Genomic DNA, 20,091 nt, shown 5'->3' with positions numbered 1-20,091 from the left:
CGCCGGCACGGCCGCTTGAGTGAACCCTGTCACCTTATCGAAGCGCGCCCGCCACGGCCAATTAAGTGTTGCGATACTTGCCAATGCGAAGCGCAATAGCACGGCCCCATCACTCGCGCCGCGTGTACGCCTGATGAACGCATGCTGGACTAGAGCGGGGTATGTCCCTATACTTGGCCGCTGTTGTAGTTCATTACGCATGCAGCCAGACGACGCACGTCGCCTGGAAGCATCCATCACAAGGCCGCGCACAGCGGCCCGGCGTGCAACGCCGAAACACCCAAACCCGGCCGTAAAGGCTGCGGAACAATTTTCCTGCTTACCAGGCAGGACCATCGCTCGCCGCATCGAGCAACGTCTAAAGCAACCAGCGTTCTGCGCAATGCGGCAGCAAGACACCTATACGGTGTGCCTTTTTGCTGTCCGTCCGAGGCCCGTGCTTGTCGCGCCCTTGCCGGGCAGGCATGCGATCGCGCCTACGGCCGCTCGCCTGGTGTTTCGGCTACGTCATCGGGGTTTGCCGCCCTGCGCATCCCGCGAAAAACGGCCTTCATGCAGCCATGACTGTCCGTCATGAACACGCTGTCAAGGAGAGAGGACGAAGACGATGCAAGAGACAGAATTCTTTCAGCTATCCAGCACCACCGCCATCCTGCTGCTCGTGGGCTTCTATGGCGCCACGTTCCTCATGTCGCTGCTGATCAGCCAGAAGAACGAAAACGTGGACGGCTACATGGTGTCGAACAACGCGGTCGGTTTCGGCCTGTCCACCGCCAGCATGATCGCCACCTGGATCTGGGCCGCATCGTTCTACGCCAGCGCCACATCGGGCTACAAGTACGGCCTGTCGGGCCCACTGCACTATGGCTTCTGGGGTGCGCTGATGATTCTCTTCATCTATCCCTTCGGCAAACGCTTTCGCCAGGTGGCCCCCAAGGCCCACACACTGGCCGAGGTCATCCATGCGCGGCATGGCACCTCCAGCCAGATGATCATGGCGGTTTCCAACATCGTGGGCAGCTGCATCAGCCTGATGGTGAACTTCACCGCGGCCGGCGCGCTGGTCTCTATCCTGAGCCCGCTGACCTTCATCCAGGGCGTGCTCATCGCCGGCCTGGGCGTGCTGTCCTACACGCTGTGGTCGGGATTCCGCACCTCGGTGATGACGGACTTCGCGCAGCTGGCCGCCATGATCATCGCGGCGGTCATCATCATTCCGCTCATCTTCTTCAATGCGGGCGGACCGGACCTGCTCTCGGAAAACATGTGGCGCCTGAGCGCCGACCAGGCGGACTTCTATTCCACCCGCGCCATCCTGGAACAGGGCGCCCCCTACTTCGTGGCCGTGCTGGCCTACGCCATCGGCAACCAGACCATCGCCCAGCGCCTGTTCGCGGTGCGCGAAGACCTGATCAAGCCCACCTTCCTCACCGCCACCGCCGGCTACGGCGCCGTCGTGATCGGCCTGGGCATGCTGGGACTGCTGGCGCTCTTCGTCGGCCTGGAACCCGCCAACGGCGACATGAACAACATCATCCCGCAGATGGCGTCGACCTATCTGCCGCCCTTCGGCATCGCGCTGTTCTTCCTGCTGGTGGTGGGCTCGCTGTCCTCGACCGCGGATTCCGATCTGGCCGCCCTGTCGGCCATCGTCATGACCGATGTGTACGCCAAGAATCTGGCCGGCGGCCGCCCCGATCCGCGTCGCATGCTGTGGTGGGGCCGCTGCACCATGATCGTCGCAACAATGATAGGCGTGATCTTCGCCAGCCTGCGCCTGGACATCCTGGTGATGCTGGTGTTCGTCGGCGCGCTGTGGGGCGCCATCGTCTTTCCCGTCATCGCCAGCTTCTACTGGGACCGCGTCGACAACCGCGCATTCGTCAGCGCCGTGCTCAGCGCCGTGGTCCTGTTCAGCATCGTGCGTTTCGAACTGCTGCCCATCACTGGCGGGCTCGCCGTGTTCTTCGAAATCTGCTCGGCCATCGGCGGCGGCGTGGTGCTGGGCCTCATGACATTCGGCTTCTTCGGCCGCACCGCGGCCCTTGCCGTGGGCGCGGCGGGCATGCTCGTCATGCTGCCTGTTTTCGTGGGCACCCTGCGCGAATACATCGTCTTGATGGGCTCGCTGACCGCTTACGGCGTCAGCGCCACGGTCTGCGCCGGGCTGAGCCTGCTCAGCAAGCAACGCTTCGATTTCAGCTTGCTCGCAGAGCGCGTGACGTCCTTCCAGGAAGCGCAGGAAGCCATGTCGGCGGCGCCCGCCCAACGGCCCGAAATCCAGCCGGCCCAAGGCTGAACATTCCTCAAGCAACAAGGAGACTGATATGTGGTTGACGTTCTACTTCCTGGTGTGGCCCGCCATTTCCGCCCTTATCCTGGCCCTGCTGTGCGCGACGCTGTGGCAGGACATACGCGCGGCCAGGCGCAGCGGAAAATCGATGGTCTGACGAGTGGCCGTTGCCTTTCAGGCCAGCCGCAACGGACGTTGGGCCTGCGCCAGCGCCTCCAGGTAGACCGCGTGCGTGTCCGCCACGAAGCGCGACAAGGCGAAGTCCCGCACGGCCTTTTCCCGGGCCGCACGTCCCATCGGACCCAATAGTTGCGGCTGCGCCAGGATCTCGCGCAGCACATCCGCCACGGCCTCCGGCGCGCGCGCCGGAACCACCCAACCGTCCAATCCCGCGTGCACGTTCTCGGCCAGCCCGCCGGCATTGCTGACGATGACCGGCACGCCCATGGCCATCATCTCCCGGCAGGCGAACGAGATGGTCTCCATCGCCGAGGACAGCACGAATCCCAGGTCCAGCGCGGCCACGAACGACCGGACATCGTCCAGCAAGCCCGGAAAGATGACCTGATCTTCCATGCCCAGCTCACGCACGCGCCGGCGTTGCGGCTCCTCAGGCAGCTTGCCTGCGATCATGACGACGATCCGCTCGCGCTGGCCTGCCGGCAGCAGCGACACGGCCTCGACCATGTCCATCCAGCGCTTGTAGTCCGCAGTGCCAGCGTTGCTTCCCACCACCAGGCGGCCCGCATGCGCCTCGGACAGCCAGCGGCGCCGGGCTTGCGCCACGGCTTCCTCTGCCTGCGGCCTGAACCGTTCCACGTCCACGCCATTGCGCACGGTGCGCAAGGCGCAGCGCCCGAACGCGCTGCCCATCAGTCTGCGACGCGTATGCTCGCACACGCAGATGACGAGGTCCGTCGCCATGCGCGCGCGCAGCAGCGCGCCGAAGCTGTTGGGGGGCCGGTCATTGTGCTGGGTGTACACCACCGCGGGGCTGTCGGCCCCCAGTCCCAGGCCCGCCAGCATGCACACGCGATGATCGGCCGAGCCGTTGACGTGCGCGACGTCGAAACGCTCCTGCAGCAGCAGCCGACGCAGCCTGCGAGCGTTGGGCAGCGCGGCCAGCATGCCTCCGCGGAAATCCAGCGCCTCGGCCCGCACGCCAGGCATCGCCAAGGCCGCCTTGAACAAGCGGCTTCCCTGCGGCGCGGCCACGACGATATCGTGCGCGTCGCGCAGCGCGCCCGCCAGCGACAGCACGTAGGTGGTATGCCCGCCGCCATCGCCGCGATGGAAATTGGTGTACAGGATTTTCATTGCGGAGCGCCGGTTCAGGCGCCGGACGGATCGGCGGCATCGGCCGGTATCCGCCTGAACTGCTGCGCACATTTCCACACGCAGGGTGCATAATGCGCCGCAACGGCGATTTCATCGTTGGCCGTTTCAAAGCTCTTCGAGATAGATTTTCGAGCACTCACGGATCGCTCCTTGTGTTTCAGCGCCGCCAAGCGGGAACTTGGCCGACACGCTGAACTCTACGCAGTCGGCAATTACAGAAGCCGGACCGACTCATTACATTTGTGCAAGGAAAGCGAGGCGCCCCATGCGTATCCTCTTGATCGAAGATGAACGAAAGCTCGCGGACTACGTCCGCAAAGGACTGACCGAACACAACTACGTGGTCGACATCGCCCGCGACGGCATAGACGGGCGGCACGCCGCCATCGAAGGCGACTACGACGTGGTGGTGCTGGACGTGATGCTGCCCGGCGTCGACGGCTTCGGCGTGCTGGCGGACCTGCGCAAGCACAAACAGACGCCCGTCCTGATGCTGACCGCCCGCGACAAGGTGGAAGACCGGGTACGCGGCCTGGAGGGCGGCGCGGACGACTATCTGCTCAAGCCGTTCGCCTTTTCCGAGCTGCTGGCGCGGATCCAGGCGCTGCTGCGCCGCGGCCGCGGGCAGGAATCCACGTTGCTCAAAATCGCCGACCTGGAGATGGACCTGGCGCGGCGCAAGGCGCAAAGAGGCGGCATCCGCCTGGACCTGACCGCCAAGGAGTTCACGCTGCTGACGCTGATGCTGCGGCGCCATGGCCAGGTGCTGTCCAGGACCGTGCTTGCGGAGCAGGTCTGGGACATGAACTTCGACAGCGACACCAACGTCATCGAGGTGGCCGTGCGGCGCCTGCGGGCGAAGATCGACGACCCGTTCGAGACCAAGCTGCTGCATACCGTGCGCGGCATGGGCTATGTGCTGGAGCTGCGCGAAAAATGAAGCTGCCCCGCATCGCGTCCATCGAAATCCGGCTCACGCTGCTGCTCGGCGTCATCGCCCTGGTGGTGTCCAGCATTGCCGGATGCACCTTGTTCTGGGCGCTGAAGCGCGAGGTTCAGCGCCAGGAAATGACTGAGGTGGCAGGCAAGCTGGAGCTCATCAACCATCTCATCGGCATGCAGGCCACGCTAGCGCAGATGCAGGATCTGCGCGGCGCGCTGGACAACATCATGGTCGGCCACGGCAACCTCAAGACCTGGATCGCGCTCGCCGACGGCAGCGTGTTCTACGGCGATGCGCCGCCCGTGGATATCCGACCGCTCTCCGGGCGCGAGATCAGGCTGCATACGCAGGACGGCTGGAACATGCGCGGACTACGCGTGCCGCTGGAAGGCGCGCTGCTACCCGGCGCCGAGCTCACCGTGGCCGTGAACCTGCGGCCCGGCACGCAGTTCATGTATACCTTCGCCACCGCGCTGGTCCTTATCTGCGTAGTCTGGGTCGGCGCCACCGTGGTGCTGTCTGCATGGGCGGTGCGGCGCTCCCTGTTGCCGATCCGCCGCCTGTCCCAACAGGCATCCCGCATCCAGCCGGATAATCTTGCGGTGCGCCTGCCGGAACAGGGCATCGACCGGGAGCTACGCGAGTTCACCCATACCTTCAACGGCATGCTGGGCCGCGTGCAGACGGCCTACCAGCAGATGGAGGGCTTCAACGCCGACGTGGCCCATGAACTGCGCACGCCGCTGGCGACGCTGATCAGCGGCGCCGAGGTCAGCCTGTCATCTCCGCGTTCCGAGCAGGAACTGCGCGAGGTGCTGGAATCCAATCTGGAAGAGCTGGAAGGCTTGAAGGCCCTGGTCAACGACATGCTGTTCCTGGCCCGCGCCGACGGCGGCGAACCGGCGGGAGACCTGCAAGAGGTGAACGTGCACCATGAGGTCGCCCGCGTGGCCGAGTACTACGAGGCCGCCTTGGACGATGCCGGCGTCTCCCTGGCGGCGCACGGCGGCGCCGTCCTGATGGCCAACCCGCGGCTACTGCGGCGCGCCATCGCGAACCTGCTCAGCAACGCCATCCGGGCCACCCCTCGGGGACGCGACATCGACCTATATTGCGTCACCCGGCAGGATGAAATCGAAATCAGGGTGCGGAACCCCGGCGCGCCGATAGCGCCCCAGGCATTGCCGCGCATCTTCGACCGCTTCTACCGGGGCGACGATGCGTGCAGCCGGCGCGCCGACGGGCACGGCCTGGGCCTGGCCATCGTCCGGGCCATCGCCCGCATGCACGGCGGCAACGCGTTCGCCCGCTGCGGCGGACAGGGCACCGAAGTCGGCTTCACCCTGGCCCGGGCGCCGAACATTACAGGAAAGTAATCCTCCCGACAGGTTGCGGTGTGGAGCGCGTCACTAAAGTGGCGCCTCCACCCCAATTCGAGTCTAGAGGATACGCATGAAAAAACTGGTGAAACTCGCGCAGGGCGCCGTCGCCGCGGGCGCCTTTTTGCTTTCCTTCGGCGCCATGGCCGCCCCCGGCCACGGCGCAGGCCACGGCGGCGGGCATGATGCCGTCGCCGCCATCGGCAAGCCCGGCAACCCCGCCAAAGTCTCGCGCACGGTCGCCGTCGACATGACGGACGCCATGCGCTTCACCCCGGACAGGATCGACGTCAAGGCGGGCGAAACCATCCGCTTCAAGGTCACCAACTCCGGCAAGATCCGCCACGAAATGGTGCTGGGCACGCCCGCGGACCTGGACGGCCACTACCAGATGATGCTCAAGGATCCGGGCATGCGCCACGAGGAGCCGAACTCCGTGTCCCTGGAAGCAGGCAAGGCCGGCGACATCGTCTGGACCTTCGACAAGGCGGGCAGCGTCGCCTTTGCCTGCCTTGAGCCCGGACACTATCCCGCCGGCATGAAGGGCGCGGTTTCCGTCAAGTAATCCACTGCCGGGATGCCGGTCCGGCTACCGGGGAGATAGAGCATGAGTAGAGCAGTTTCGAATCCGCGCCGCCGGTTTGTGCAGGGCCTGGCCACGGGCGGCGCGCTGGCCGGCATGGGCCTGTGGAGTCCGTCGTCGTGGGCGCAGGCCGCCCCGGCGCGGCAGAGCGTGCTGTCGGGCACCGAGTTCGACCTGGAGATCGGCGAGAGCCCCGCCAACTTCACCGGCGCGCCCCGCATCGCGACCACGGTCAACGGCATGCTGCCCGCGCCCACGCTGCGCTGGCGCGAGGGCGACCGCGTCACGCTGCGCGTCACCAACCGCCTGCGCGAGGACACCTCGATCCACTGGCACGGCATCATCCTGCCCACCGGCATGGACGGCGTCCCCGGCCTGAGCTTTCCCGGCATCGCCCCCGGCGAGACCTTCACCTACCAGTTCGACGTGGGCCAGAGCGGCACGTACTGGTACCACAGCCATTCCGGCTTCCAGGAACAGACGGGACTGTATGGCGCCATCGTGATCGATCCCAAGCGCCCCGACCCGGTGCGGGCCGACCGCGACTATGTCGTCCTGCTGTCCGACTGGACCGACGAAGATCCCATGAGCGTGTTCCGCAAGCTCAAGGTGATGCCCGACTACTACAACTACATCCAGCCCACCGTCGGCAGCCTGATTGACGACGCGGAGAAGTCCGGCTGGAAGAACGCGCTGAACGAACGTCTCATGTGGCAGAAGATGCGCATGAACCAGACCGACCTGGCCGACGTCTCGGGCGCCACCTACACCTTCCTTACCAACGGCAAATCTCCTGCAGGCAATTGGACCGGCCTGTTCCGTCCGGGCGAGCGCATCCGCCTGCGCTTCATCAACGGGTCGGCCATGACCTACTTCGATGTGCGCATCCCCGGCCTGAAGATGACGGTGGTGGCCGCCGACGGCCTGGCCGTACGGCCCGTGGAAGTGGAAGAGTTCCGCATCGCCGTGGCCGAGACCTATGACGTCATCGTCGAACCGCAGGACGAGCGTGCCTACACCATCTTTTCGCAGGCCATGGACCGCTCCGGCTATGCCCGCGGCACGCTGGCGCCGCGCGAAGGCATGCAGGCCGAGATCCCGGCGCTGGACCCGGTGCAGGTGCTGACCATGATGGACATGGGCATGGCGCACGACATGCCCGGCATGGACATGGGCGGGGGGCAGGCAGGGGGCATGGACCACGGCGCTCAAGGCGCGATGAACCATGGCGCGCAGGGCGGCATGAGTCAAGGCGCCATGGGTGGGATGAACCACGCCGGTATGGCTGGAATGGCGGGCATGGCAGGCATGAATCACGGCGGCATGGACCATGGCGCCATGTCTGGTAGCCCAGGCGCCAGCGAAGGCGGCATGGTCGAGGTCAAGCATCCCTACCCCGCCGAGCGCAGTCCCGCCAACTCCATGCTGCCCGACATCGTCTCGACCCGGCTGGATGATCCCGGCGTGGGCCTGCGCAACAACGGCCGCCGCGTGCTGACCTATGCCGACCTGCACTCGATGGTCGAACCCGCGGACAACCGGCAGCCGACCCGAGAAATCGAGCTGCACCTGACCGGCAACATGGACCGCTACATGTGGTCGTTCAACGGACTGAAGTTCACCGAGGCCAAGCCCATCGTGCTCAAGTACGGCGAGCGCGTGCGCTTCGTGCTGGTCAACGACACCATGATGACGCACCCCATCCACCTGCACGGTTTGTGGAGCGACCTCGAGTCCGCCGACGGCAATTTCCAGGTGCGCAAGCACACGATCAGCCTGAACCCGGCGCAGCGCCTCAGCTACCGCGTCAGCGCGGACGCGCGCGGCAACTGGGCCTATCACTGCCACTTGCTGTTCCACATGGAGGCCGGCATGTTCCGCGCGGTCGTCGTGGAATAGGGGGAATAATGAGAACAACCACATCCAGAAAGCACTGGCCCGGGCTCGTCGCGGGCGCCGCCCTCCTTTCCGCCGCCTCCGGGCTGGCCCTGGCGCAAACGCCGGCCGGCACGATGAACGGCATGGACCACGGTTCGATGCCGGGGATGGATCATGGCGCCATGAAAGGCATGGACCACAGTTCCATGCAGGGCATGGACCACAGTTCCATGCAGGGCATGGACCACGGTTCGATGCCCGGCATGGACGAATCCTCGCGCCAAGGCCCGCCGGTGGGTTCCCTGCCCTCCAGCGACGGCAGCACGGAGCAGCGCTACGCCGCTTACCGCATCCATCCGCACATGATGGACAACGTCGTCACCAGCCATCTGCTGTTCGACAAGCTCGGCGTCGCCTATGACCGCAACGAACAGACCAGCCTGCAATGGGACGGCCAGTTCTGGATCGGCCGCGACCTGAACAAGCTGTGGATCAAGAGCGAAGGCGATCGCCTCAACGGCAACACGGACGCCAAGATCGAAGCCTTCTGGAGCCACACGATTTCGCCGTTCTGGGACCTGCAGCTGGGCGCTCGGCGAGACTTTGGCACCGGTCCAAAGCGCAACTGGGCTGCATTCGGCGTGCAGGGCGTCGCGCCCTACGGCATCGAAACCGAGATCACCGGCTATGTCGGCGGTTCGGGCAGGACCGCGCTGGCGCTGAAGGCGGAATACGACCTGCTGCTCACGCAGCGCCTGATCCTTACGCCCGAGATCGAAGCCAGCCTGAATGGCAAGAATGACGAGGCGCGCGGCGTGGGCTCCGGCCTGTCCGACGCATCGTTCTCCTTGCGGCTGCGCTACGAAGTCACGCGCGAATTTGCGCCATATGTCGGCGTGTCGTTCGGACGCAAGTTCGGCAAGACCGCGAGCTACGCCAGCGAAGCGGGTGAAAGCCGCTCCGAGCGCGCCATCCTGGCGGGCGTGCGCATCTGGTTCTGAGCCTGGCCGGCGGCCCCTTTTCGGGTGCCGGCCTAAGCACGTCCCCATTTTAGAAACCACCGGCTGCAACAACTGCGGCCGCTATTTTTTCCCTTGGACGACCCGCGGCAATCAAACGCTTGACCTTGACATCATTGGAATCTTTATAGTGCAGCCATCAGCATGAAATTCCAAGTTTTCAAGGAGCGGATATGAGTGCCATCCCAGCAAACAGCGTCGCGGTCAGCCTGCCCATCGAAGGCATGACCTGCGCCTCCTGCGTGGGTCGGGTCGAAAAGGCCTTGAAGGCCGTGCCGGGCGTCAACCAGGCCAGCGTCAACCTGGCGACCGAACGCGCCGACATCACGTTTGCAGGCGCGCCGGACGTCGCCGCCGCGGTGCAGGCGGTACAGAAAGCGGGTTACGCCGTCGCCGAAACCACGATAGAACTCTCGGTCTCGGGTATGACCTGCGCCTCCTGCGTGGGCCGGGTCGAAAAAGCCCTGAAGGCCGTGCCCGGCGTCAGCAACGCCAGCGTCAACCTCGCCACCGAGCGCGCCAGCATCACCTCCACCGGCGGCGTGCCCGCCAGCGCCTTGATCCAGGCCGTGGCCAAGGCTGGCTATGAAGCGAAAACCCTCTCGGCCGAATCCAGCGACACCGACGCCGTGGCCGAACGCCAGGCCGCCGAACTGAAGTCGCTCAAGCGCGCCCTGACCATCGCCACGATCTTCGCGTTGCCGGTGTTCATCCTGGAAATGGGCGCCCACATCGTGCCGGCGTTCCACCACGTCATCGCCGAGACCATAGGCACGCAGAACAGCTGGTACCTGCAATTCGTGCTGGCCAGCATCGTGCTGTTCGTCCCCGGGCTGCGCTTCTTCAAGAAGGGCATCCCCGCGCTGCTGCGCGGCGCGCCCGACATGAACTCGCTGGTGGCGGTGGGTACGTCCGCCGCCTACGCCTATTCGGTGGTCGCCACCTTCGCGGCCCAACTGCTGCCCGCCGGCACGGTCAACGTCTACTATGAGGCGGCCGCGGTCATCGTGGCGCTGATCCTGCTGGGCCGCTACATGGAGGCCCGCGCCAAGGGCAACACGTCCGAAGCCATCAAGCGCCTGCTCGGCCTGCAAGCCAAGACCGCGCGCGTCGTCCGCAACGGCGCAACGCTGGAACTCGCCATCGAAGAAGTGGTGGCGGGCGACCTGATCGAAGTCCGCCCGGGCGAGCGCATCCCGGTGGACGGCGAAGTCGTGGAAGGCAACAGCTACATCGACGAGTCCATGATCAGCGGCGAACCCGTCCCGGTGGAGAAGCAGCCCGGCTCGGAAGTGGTCGGCGGCACCGTCAACCAGAACGGCGCGCTGACGTTCCGCGCCACCAAGGTCGGCGGCGACACGCTGCTGGCGCAGATCATCCGCATGGTCGAACAGGCGCAAGGATCCAAGCTGCCGATCCAGGCCATGGTGGACCGCATCACGATGTGGTTCGTGCCTGCCGTGATGGCGGCCGCGGTCGTGACCTTCATCATCTGGCTGACGTTCGGACCCGAGCCCGCCCTGACCTTCGCGCTGGTCAATGCCGTGGCCGTGCTGATCATCGCCTGCCCCTGCGCCATGGGCCTGGCCACGCCGACCTCGATCATGGTGGGCACCGGCCGCGCCGCGCAGATGGGCGTGCTGTTCCGCAAGGGCGAAGCGCTGCAGTCGCTGAAGGATGCCCAGGTCGTGGCCGTGGACAAGACCGGCACGCTGACCAAGGGCCGTCCCGAACTGACCGACCTGATCGTCGCGCCGGGCTTCGAACGCGCTGCCGTGTTGGGCAAGGTCGCCACCGTCGAAGCCAAGTCGGAACACCCGATCGCGCAGGCCATCGTGGACGCGGCGCGCGGCGAGAACATCGCGCTGGGCACGATCTCGCAGTTCGAATCGATTACCGGCTTCGGCGTGAGCGCCCGCGTGGACGGCGACCTGGTGGAAATCGGCGCCGACCGTTACATGCGTGAGCTGGGCCTGAGCGTCGAGTCCTTCGGCGCGGACGCCACGCGTCTCGGCGACGAGGGCAAGAGCCCGCTGTACGCCGCCATCAACGGCAAGCTGGCCGCCATGATCGCCGTGGCCGACCCCATCAAGGAAACCACTGCCGCCGCCATCCGCGCCCTGCATGACCTGGGCCTGAAGGTCGCCATGATCACCGGCGACAACCGCCGCACCGGCGAGGCCATCGCCCGCCAACTCGGCATCGACGAAGTGGTCGCCGAAGTGCTGCCCGACGGCAAGGTCGCGGCGGTGCAGCGCCTGAAGCAGCAATATGGTCCCATCGCCTACGTCGGCGACGGCATCAATGACGCGCCGGCCCTGGCCGAAGCGGACGTGGGCCTGGCCATCGGCACCGGCACGGACATCGCCATCGAGGCTGCGGACGTGGTGCTGATGTCGGGCGACCTGGGCGGCGTGCCCAACGCCATCGCCCTGTCCAAGGCCACCATCCGCAACATCAAGCAGAACCTGTTCTGGGCCTTCGCCTACAACGTGGCCTTGATTCCGGTGGCGGCCGGCCTGCTGTATCCGGTCAACGGCAGCCTGCTGTCGCCGGTATTCGCGGCGGGCGCGATGGCCCTGTCCAGCGTGTTCGTCCTGAGCAATGCGCTGCGGCTGCGCCGCTTCGCGGCGCCCTTCCCGGCCCGCGGCTGAGGTCCGCTCCGCGCTCCCGGCCCAGGCCGCAAGCGCGGGCTGCCAGCGGCCTGGCGACAGGCCGCCATGACCCGGCCCCTACTGGCCCTTCTCTTTCGGCGCGCTGGCAACCAGCGCGCCGAATTTCTTATCCAGGTCCGCCAGCGCATCGTTGATGTGGGCGCGGCGTTCCTTGATCCAGGCATCCTGTTCTGCCAACTGCGCGCGCGCCTCTTTCAGCATGCGGTCCATTTCCGCTGGCTGCGGACCACCCGAAGTCGCACGGTTCTTGACGATGGCGACCGGGTCCAGCGTCGAGCGGAACTCCGCCTCGCTCATCGGCAGTTCGTTGCCGTACTTCGAGTCCTTCATGGCATCGGCATAGATGCGGCGCGCCTGCTCATACGGAAAGTCCAGCGGCTTGATATTGTTGGTCTTGGCGTAGCTCACGACCTCGGACGCGAAATGGTGGCCGTCGCGGAACGGCAGCTTGTACTTGCGCATCAGCACGTCGGCCAGTTCCTGCGACGCCGTCCAGTCGCTGTTCAGCTCTTCCAGCGCCCGGTCGGGGCTGATGACCATGGCTTTCAGCACCCGGTCCCAACGCTTGAGCGCCGAGATGCCGGCGTCGACCATGGCGGAGTTCTGCTTCACGTCCTTGGGATCGCTCATGCCCGGCGTGATGTTGTGCGTCTGCACTACCGGCCCCATGGCCAGCGTCACGGCGGTCGACGCGTCGCTGCGGGTGTCGTTGAGCAGGCCGGGGTTGCGCTTCTGCGGCATGGCGCTGGATACGTAGGTGTTGCCGCCGCCCTCTTCCAGCAGGATCCAGGGACGCGGCTGGGCGTACTGGGTCATCACATCCTCGACGAAGTTGCCGGTGCGCAGCGCGATGCTGGTGACGATGGATGCGACTTCCACGGGCTGGTCCATGGATGAAATCTGCGAGGCGTCATAGGCATTGTCCACCAGCGCGGCAAAGCCCAGATACTGCGCCATGCGCTTGCGGTCCAGCGGCCAGCTGGTGCCGTTGAGCACCGTGGTGCCCATCGGCGAGCGGTCGATGCGCACATAGGCTTCGCGGATGCGCTGCGCGTCGCGCGCCATGCCGGCGGCCTGCCCCAGCAGATAGTGTCCGTAGCTGTTGGGCTGGGCCGCCACGCCGTTGGTGTAGTTCGGCACGATGGTCGCGGCATGCTTGCCGGCCAATTCCACCAGGGTGGTGGACGTGGCGTTCAGCTGGGCCGCCAGATCCAGCAGCTTGTCGCGCAGGATGGCGCTGCGGTAGGTCGCGTGCATGTCCTGGCTGGAACGCCCCGCATGCAGCAGCGTCACGTCCTCGCCCACCGCCTTGATCAACAACGGTTCGAAGGTGATGACGCTGGACGGGCGCTTGGCGCCAGGCTGGTTGCCGTCGCTGATCACCTTGGCCACGCCGGCGGCCAGGCGCGGCGCCATGGTCTTGTCCAGCAACCCCTCGTCAGTGTTGATGACGGCGGTGGCCTTGTTGATCTCGCCCAGCCAGAAGAACGGATCGCGCGGCACGGAGGCCGCGGGCTGGGCTTGCTGGGCCGACGCCTGGGCGCCGAACGTGAAGGCAAGCGCGGCGCCCAGGGCGGGAAGTAGTTGTCTCATGGCTGTCTCGTTTGGATGGCGAGCGGCCAGTGTATCGGCGGGCCAGGCGGCGGGAAATGGCGGATTTCACCGAGCCTGCGGCCGGCCCGCGCGGGCCGGGTCTTCAGGACTTGGTCAGCCTGACCAGCATCTTTCCAGTGTTGGCGCCCTTGAACAGGCCGATGAATGCCTCCGGCGCGCGCTCCAGCCCGTCCACCACCGTTTCACGCAACTGCACCTGTCCCGCCTTGATCCACGCGCTCATGCGGGGAATGAACTCCGGCAGCACGTCGATGTGGTCGGAGGCGATCAGGCCCTGGAGCTTGATGCGCTTTTCGATGGCCGAGAACAGATTGCGCACGCCGATGGCCGGCTTGCCCTCGTTGTAGCCCGAGATCATGCCGCACAGCACGAAACGCGCATGGTCGTTGGCCAAGGCCAACGCGCTGTCCAGATGGTCGCCGCCGACATTGTCGAAGTAGATGTCGATGCCCTGCGGCGCGGCCTGGGCCAGCGCCGCGGTCAGATCGGGCGCGTTGCGGTAATCGATGACCGCATCGGCCCCCGCCACGTCGCGCAGCCAGCGCGCCTTGTCCTCCGAACCGGCGGACGCCACGACGCGCAACCCCATCTGCTTCGCCATCTGGACCACCACGCTGCCGACCGCGCCGCTGGCTGCGGACACGAAGATGGTTTCACGCGCTTGCGCGTTGGCGATCCGAGTCAACCCCACGTATGCCGTCAGGCCAGGAAAGCCCAGGGCGCCCAGGTAGGTCTGCAAGGCGATGCCGTCGTCGGCGACGGCGGTGGCATGCGCGGCGTCGATCAACGCATGCTCGCGCCAGCCGGCGAAGTGCACCACTCGATCGCCCGCGGCAAAACGCGGATCGGCGCTCTGCTCGACCACGCCGACCGCCGCGCCTTCGAGCACCTGGTCCAGCGCGAAGGGCGCGATGTAGCTCTTGCGCTCATCCATGCGGCCGCGCATGTACGGGTCAACCGACATCCACTGATTGCGCACCAGGATCTGCCCTGGCCGGGGCGCGGGCAGCGTGGTTTCGACCAGCGTGAAGTCGTCTGGCGTGGGCAGCCCCGTGGGGCGGTTCTTCAGGTGGATTTCCCGGGTGGTGATGGACATGGCGAACCTCATTGAAAAGAGTAGGGGAGGAAGTGTTCAGCGCGCGGGAGGAGTCCCGGCGCCTGTCGCGGCAAGCGAAAGGCCGAACCCGTATGCATCGGACAGGTTGCGATGCCGCGCGTCCTCGTCGCCGCTCTCGACGTCGAGGAACAGGTGCGTGCGCAGGTCGCTCACGCCGCTGTAATAGAGAATTCCGTGTTCGATCTGGGTGGAAATGGCGGCGCGGTAGCCGTACTCGTCATAGGCATGCGGGCCGGCGCCGCCGGTCGCGATCAGGCGCACGCGCTTGCCGGCCAGTCGACCCGGCTGTCCCCCGGCGGCGCCGAAAGCCCATCCCTTGGTGAAGACACGGTCGATCCAGCCCTTGGCCAACGCCGGCATGGCCCACCAGTAGATCGGGAACGCCAGCACGACCAGGTCTGCAGCCTCCACGCGCAATTGCTCGCGCCGCACGTCACCGGGCAAGGGTCCCTTGCCGCGGTAGAAATCCAGGTCGGCTTCGGTCATGCGTGGATCGAACGCCTCGGCGCGCAGATCGGCCCATATGACCCGCGCGTGGCCGCCGGACTGCACGCCGTTCACATAGCGCTCGGCAAGCGCCGCGGAGAATGTATCGGCCGGCGCGCCGGCGGTGATGACCAGGATGTTCATCTGGGTTCCTTCTGTCTTGATGACGATGAACCCATTTAATCATCTATAAAACAGATAAAATAGTTCAATATTTCGCAGATATTTATCTAATTGGTAGATATATATGCCACCTAGAATCTCGCTGGAGCAATGGCAGGCCCTGGTCGCCGTGGTGGACGCCGGCGGCTACGCCCAGGCCGCCAGCGCGCTCAGCAAATCGCAGTCGACCATCAGCTATGCCATCCGCCAGATCGAGGAAAGGCTGGGCGTGGCGGTGTTCGCCATGGACGGACGCAAGGCCTTGCTGACGGACGACGGCAAGATCCTCTACCGGCGCGGCAAGTCGCTGGTGGGCGAAGCCCAGCGCCTGGAACGGGCGGCCGCCAATCTGGCAAAGGGGCGGGAGCAGATGCTGACCCTGGCCGTGGAAAGCCTGTTCCCGACGGACCTGCTGCTGCGCTGCCTGGACCAGATTGCCGGCGAGTTCCCCGAGACCCGCATCGAACTGCAAGAATCGGTGGTCGGCGGCACGGATGAGCTGCTGCTCTCGGGCGAGGCCGACCTCGCCATCTGCGCCGACCACATCCCGGCCGGCCATGTCGGCGACGCGCTACTGCGCTACTGCGCGGTCGCCGCCGCCGCACCCTCGCATCCCCTGCACCTGATGAACCGGCCGCTGTCGCTCGAAGACCTCAAGGCGCACCGCCATCTGGTGATCCGCGACAGCGGCCGGCAGCGCTTGCGGCCCAGCGTCTGGGACGTGACCGAGCAGCGCATCACCTTCAGCCACAAGAGCACGTCGATACGCGCGGCGTGCATGGGCATGGGCTTTGCCTGGTATCCGGAAGACTGGATCCGCGAGCAGTTGGCCTCGGGCGAATTGAAGCCGCTGCCGCTGCAGGACGGCGCGCAGCGCTGGGGCGCTCTGTACCTCGTCTACCCCGATCCCGACGCGGCAGGGCCTGGCGCGCGCCGCCTGGGCCAGATACTGCGCGAGGAGAGCCAGAAATCCGCGTGAAACCGCGGCGCCGACAGCTTGTCCGCGTCCTTTAGCCTTAACATACGGCCCAAAAACCACTACATGCGCCCATGCCTCGTCCGAATCTGACCAATGCCGAAACCCTGTGCCAGATCGCCAAGCTGGGCAGCTTCCGCGCCGCGGCCGAGCGCCTGCACACTTCCCAACCCGCCGTCTCGGCGCGCATGAAGGAGCTGGAGCAGTCGCTGGGTTTTCCTCTCTTCGAAAAGCGCGGCCGCCGGCTGGAACTGACGGTGCCCGCGCGCCGCTTCGTCGAACGCGTGGAACCGCTGCTGCTGGCGGTGGAAGACGCCTTCACCGACGCGGAGGCCGTCAACAATGCGGCCGGCACGGTGCGTATCGGCATGGGCGAGATTTCCATGACCTGGTTTTCACGCGTGGTGCCCGAATTGCGCCGCGCCCTGCCGCGCATCTCCTACGAGATCGAACTGGACCTCGCGGTCAAGCTGCAGGAGCATCTGACGTCCGGCGCGCTGGACATTGCGATCATGGCCAATCATCTGCGCGACGACCAGTTCATCTGCGAATCGCTGGGCAAGACCCGCATGTCGTGGATGGTCTCGTCCCGGCTGCTGAGCGACGCTGACGGCCATCCGCGCACCATGCAATCGCTATTGCAGACAGAACCGCTGTGGTGCGTGTCGCGCCCGTCGGGCTTCTTCGGCCCGGCGCAGGACGAGCTGCGCGACATGGGCGCCAACCTGGACAATATCTGCAGCTGCAATCGCCTGAACAGCCTGATCGAAGTCGTCGAAGCTGGCGGCGGCATCGCGCAGCTGCCGGAAATGATGGTGGCCGAACAGGTTCGCGCCGGCACCCTGGCGCTGGTGGACCCGACACGGACTCCGCTGACGCTGGAGTTCACCATCGCCATCCACCGCAACCAAGGCCAGGCCATCGTCCATCAGGTCGCCGAAGCCCTGACCCGGCTGGGCAAGGCCGCCACCAGCAAGGCCTGACGACCCACGGCGGCGTTCAGGCATCTAGCAGCGCCCGCTTCTGCACCTTGCCGCTGGCGTTGCGCGGCAGCTCCGCCATGAATTGCACCTGTTCGGGCACCTTGAAGTACGCCAGCCGCTGGGCGCAAAAGGCCTTGATGGCATCCGCATCCGCCTGATGCCCGGCGTGCAGCACGATGAAGGCCTTGACCGACTGGTCACGAACCGGATCCGGTATGCCCACCACGGCCACGTCGCGCACGGCGGGATGCCCCATCAAGGCCTCCTCCACCTCCGCGGCCGAGATGTTCTCGCCGGCCCGCTTGATCACCTCTTTCTTGCGGCCGAAGAAAAAGAAGTTGCCCTTGACGTCCTGATAGCCCAAATCTCCCGTATGCAGCCAGCCGCCTTCAAACACGGCCTGGGTAGCCGGCGGGTCGCGGTAATAGCCCAGGGTCAGCGTGCGCCCTGGACGCCCGCGCACCACGATCTCACCCACCGCGCCCGCGGCCACCGGCTGGTTGTCGTCGTCGACCACGAACACTTCGCGGTCGGGCGTGGCGCGCCCGATGGACGGGTAGGAGGACGGCGAGGCATGCGGCTGCAAGGTGATATAGAGCATGGTCTCGGACTGGCCGTAGCCGTTGCGCAGCGGGATGCGGAAGCGCTCGATGAACGCCGCGATCTCGGCTTCCGAAATATTGATGGCATAACCTGCGTAACGTACCTGGTGCGCCTGGTCGAAAGGCGTGGGCGGCTGGTTCAGCAAGGTGCGGCAGAGCATGCCGGACAGGCTGCATATCGTGATGCGGTGCTCGATGAGCTGGCGCAGGTAGCGCGTCGCGCTATAGCGTTCGCCGATCACAGCGGTGGCGCCCGCCGTCAGGCAGGACAGCACCGTCTCCTGGCAGTTGGCGTGGAACAGCGGCTTGTTGTTGAACACGCGGTCGCTGCGGCTCAGGCCGCTGTTGGCCGCACCCGCCTGGCCGCACCAGAGCAGGTTGGCCTGTGTCAGCATCACGCCCTTGGGCCGCGCCGACGTGCCAGAGGTGTACAGGATCTGCGCCAGATCGTCGCTACCCTGGTCGGGCGCCTGGTAATCCGCCGGTGCCCCCGCCAGCGCGCCGCTCAGGCCTTCCGGTCCCAGGCTGCCGCGCGCAACCGCCACGATGTCCGGCGGCTGCGCCATGCCGGCGCAGACTTCGCGTATCAGGGCCTCGTGCGTCGGCTCCACCAGCGCCAGCGCAGGCTGGCAATGCTCAAGCTGGTAGGCGACTTCCGGCGCGGTCAGGTAGATGTTGCCCGCCACGATGACGGCGCCCGCCAGCATCAGGCCCATCCACAGCGGCACATACTCCGCGGTGTTGCCCATGAACACGAACACGCGGTCGCCCGGCATCACGCCGCGCGCCTGCAGGCCTGCGGCAAATCCGCGGGCCGCCTCGCGCAACTGGATGTAGCTCAACTGGCTGATGTCGCCGTTCTGGTACTCATGCACAATCGCCAGCCGATGCCCGTGGCATAGCGCCTGTTCATCGAGCAAATCCGTGATCGTGCGGTTTCCTGCAGCGTCCATCCAGCCTCCAGCTTTTCTGATTTTTCAATGGCGCGCAGACTTATTGCAGGCGCGCCCATGGGTAGGAAAATCAGTATAGGCAGCGGCTTTTCGCCGCACTAGCCAAACGTTTTTATGCATATCCATCAAGGTTTTTCATGCATGCCGGCATGGCTGAATGATTGATGGGATTTATGCGTTTCCATCAAAACGTTTGCTTAGTCGGAAGCGGTCGGAAAACCTATACTCCGGTTGAAACAGGCCACGCGGCAAAAGCGCCGGCCAGACCAAGAAGAATGCAAAACCGGAGGAGTCGCCGTGCAAGAGGCATCGATCAAGGACCAGGTTTCGGCCGAGGAATGGGCAGTGCGGGTGGACCTCGCCGCGGCCTACAACCTGGCCGTCGAGATGCGCATGACGGATCACATCTACACGCATATCTCGGCGCGGGTTCCCGGCGCCGAGCCGCATTTCCTGATCAATGCCTACGGCCTGATGTTCAATGAGATCACCGCGTCCAACCTGGTCAAGGTGGACATCGATGGCGGCATCCTGCTGGACCAGACCGGCCTGGGCATCAACCCCGCCGGCTTCGTCATCCATAGCGCCATCCACCGCGTCCGCCACGACGCGGCCTGTGTCATGCACACGCACACCGCCGCCGGCATCGCCGTGTCCGCGCAAGCGGCCGGGCTGCTCATGATTTCGCAGCATGCCATGCGCTTTCACGACCGCATCGGCTATCACGACTACGAAGGCGTCGCGCTGGACATGGACGAACAGCAACGCCTGATCGCCGACCTGGGTCCGCACAGCGCGATGATCCTGCGCAATCACGGCCTGCTGGTCTGCGGCGCCAGCGTGCCTGATGCTTTCGACGCCATGTTCTACCTGGAGCGCGCCTGCCAGGCGCAGGTCGCGGCGCTGGCCGGCGGCCTGCCGCTGGTGACGCCCGCCGCCGAAGTCGCCGAGAAGGTCGGCCGCCAGTTCGACCGTCTCGACCGCCCCTCCCGCCACAAGCACTGGCCTCCCCTGCTCCGGCTGCTGCAACGCATCCGGCCCGAATACCAGGAATAGCGGCAACCGCGCCGCCCTCCCGGCGGCCCTTTTT

The 20,091-nt window shown here is 65.8% G+C and carries 17 protein-coding genes; 11 read left to right on the top strand and 6 right to left on the bottom strand.

Annotated features, from left to right (window positions below; genetic code table 11):
- The first annotated feature begins 607 nt into the window (after positions 1 to 607).
- Together AC3WOB_RS03580 and AC3WOB_RS03575 are read left to right on the top strand one after the other, a co-directional pair.
- Complete coding sequence (locus AC3WOB_RS03580) at positions 608 to 2,299, top strand: sodium:solute symporter family protein (RefSeq protein ID WP_492274213.1); 1,692 nt, start codon at positions 608 to 610, stop codon at positions 2,297 to 2,299.
- Between the two features lie 28 nt (positions 2,300 to 2,327).
- Positions 2,328 to 2,450, top strand: coding sequence for a putative transporter small subunit (locus AC3WOB_RS03575; RefSeq protein WP_013396337.1), 123 nt, complete (start codon positions 2,328 to 2,330; stop codon positions 2,448 to 2,450).
- 17 nt (positions 2,451 to 2,467) lie between these two features.
- Here the strand turns inward: AC3WOB_RS03575 and AC3WOB_RS03570 are convergent, their stop codons facing one another.
- Positions 2,468 to 3,610: a glycosyltransferase gene (locus AC3WOB_RS03570; protein ID WP_492274212.1), complete on the bottom strand. Its 1,143-nt coding sequence runs from the start codon at positions 3,608 to 3,610 to the stop codon at positions 2,468 to 2,470.
- A gap of 14 nt (positions 3,611 to 3,624) precedes the next feature.
- Positions 3,625 to 3,771, bottom strand: a complete 147-nt coding sequence (locus AC3WOB_RS03565) for a hypothetical protein (protein WP_492274211.1) — start codon at positions 3,769 to 3,771, stop codon at positions 3,625 to 3,627.
- 125 nt (positions 3,772 to 3,896) lie between these two features.
- On the opposite strand from AC3WOB_RS03565, the gene AC3WOB_RS03560 reads away from it, so the two are divergent.
- The 6 genes from AC3WOB_RS03560 (at position 3,897) to AC3WOB_RS03535 (ending at position 12,087) form a co-directional block, all read left to right on the top strand.
- A complete protein-coding gene (locus tag AC3WOB_RS03560) occupies positions 3,897 to 4,571 on the top strand; it encodes a heavy metal response regulator transcription factor (RefSeq protein ID WP_492274210.1) in 675 nt (224 codons plus the stop codon).
- Positions 4,568 to 5,950: a heavy metal sensor histidine kinase gene (locus AC3WOB_RS03555; protein ID WP_492274209.1), complete on the top strand. Its 1,383-nt coding sequence runs from the start codon at positions 4,568 to 4,570 to the stop codon at positions 5,948 to 5,950. Before AC3WOB_RS03560 ends, AC3WOB_RS03555 begins: the two co-directional genes overlap by 4 nt.
- A gap of 76 nt (positions 5,951 to 6,026) precedes the next feature.
- Complete coding sequence (locus AC3WOB_RS03550; protein ID WP_207469619.1) at positions 6,027 to 6,518, top strand: cupredoxin domain-containing protein; 492 nt, start codon at positions 6,027 to 6,029, stop codon at positions 6,516 to 6,518.
- A 42-nt stretch (positions 6,519 to 6,560) separates the two neighbouring features.
- Positions 6,561 to 8,435, top strand: a complete 1,875-nt coding sequence (locus AC3WOB_RS03545) for a copper resistance system multicopper oxidase (RefSeq protein ID WP_492274208.1) — start codon at positions 6,561 to 6,563, stop codon at positions 8,433 to 8,435.
- Between the two features lie 8 nt (positions 8,436 to 8,443).
- Positions 8,444 to 9,415, top strand: a complete 972-nt coding sequence (locus AC3WOB_RS03540; protein WP_492274207.1) for a copper resistance protein B — start codon at positions 8,444 to 8,446, stop codon at positions 9,413 to 9,415.
- 191 nt (positions 9,416 to 9,606) lie between these two features.
- Positions 9,607 to 12,087: a heavy metal translocating P-type ATPase gene (locus tag AC3WOB_RS03535; protein WP_492274206.1), complete on the top strand. Its 2,481-nt coding sequence runs from the start codon at positions 9,607 to 9,609 to the stop codon at positions 12,085 to 12,087.
- A 78-nt stretch (positions 12,088 to 12,165) separates the two neighbouring features.
- On the opposite strand, the gene AC3WOB_RS03530 is transcribed toward AC3WOB_RS03535, so the two are convergent.
- The 3 genes from AC3WOB_RS03530 to AC3WOB_RS03520 form a co-directional block, all read right to left on the bottom strand.
- On the bottom strand, positions 12,166 to 13,701 hold the full coding sequence (locus tag AC3WOB_RS03530) for an argininosuccinate lyase (protein WP_492274205.1): 1,536 nt from the start codon (positions 13,699 to 13,701) through the stop codon (positions 12,166 to 12,168).
- 103 nt (positions 13,702 to 13,804) lie between these two features.
- Positions 13,805 to 14,818 carry an NADP-dependent oxidoreductase gene (locus AC3WOB_RS03525; RefSeq protein ID WP_492274204.1) on the bottom strand — a complete coding sequence of 338 codons (1,014 nt, stop codon included), beginning with the start codon at positions 14,816 to 14,818 and terminating at the stop codon, positions 13,805 to 13,807.
- Between the two features lie 36 nt (positions 14,819 to 14,854).
- Positions 14,855 to 15,469 carry an NAD(P)H-dependent oxidoreductase gene (locus tag AC3WOB_RS03520; RefSeq protein ID WP_013396347.1) on the bottom strand — a complete coding sequence of 205 codons (615 nt, stop codon included), beginning with the start codon at positions 15,467 to 15,469 and terminating at the stop codon, positions 14,855 to 14,857.
- Positions 15,470 to 15,572: 103 nt separating this feature from the next.
- Here AC3WOB_RS03520 and AC3WOB_RS03515 point away from each other — a divergent pair, with 103 nt between their 5' ends.
- Positions 15,573 to 16,466 carry a LysR family transcriptional regulator gene (locus AC3WOB_RS03515; protein WP_492274203.1) on the top strand — a complete coding sequence of 298 codons (894 nt, stop codon included), beginning with the start codon at positions 15,573 to 15,575 and terminating at the stop codon, positions 16,464 to 16,466.
- A 71-nt stretch (positions 16,467 to 16,537) separates the two neighbouring features.
- On the top strand, positions 16,538 to 17,446 hold the full coding sequence (locus AC3WOB_RS03510; protein ID WP_492274202.1) for a LysR family transcriptional regulator: 909 nt from the start codon (positions 16,538 to 16,540) through the stop codon (positions 17,444 to 17,446).
- Between the two features lie 16 nt (positions 17,447 to 17,462).
- Here AC3WOB_RS03510 and AC3WOB_RS03505 read toward each other — a convergent pair whose 3' ends face one another.
- Positions 17,463 to 19,001, bottom strand: a complete 1,539-nt coding sequence (locus AC3WOB_RS03505) for an AMP-binding protein (RefSeq protein WP_492274201.1) — start codon at positions 18,999 to 19,001, stop codon at positions 17,463 to 17,465.
- 297 nt (positions 19,002 to 19,298) lie between these two features.
- Here AC3WOB_RS03505 and AC3WOB_RS03500 point away from each other — a divergent pair, with 297 nt between their 5' ends.
- Positions 19,299 to 20,057 carry a class II aldolase/adducin family protein gene (locus AC3WOB_RS03500; RefSeq protein ID WP_492274200.1) on the top strand — a complete coding sequence of 253 codons (759 nt, stop codon included), beginning with the start codon at positions 19,299 to 19,301 and terminating at the stop codon, positions 20,055 to 20,057.
- The last annotated feature ends 34 nt before the right edge of the window (positions 20,058 to 20,091 follow it).

It is taken from the genome of Achromobacter sp. FW305-C-30-7 (assembly GCF_058783105.1).
Note: the sequence above shows the minus strand (reverse complement) of the source record. Positions and strands in the feature narration are given on the sequence as shown.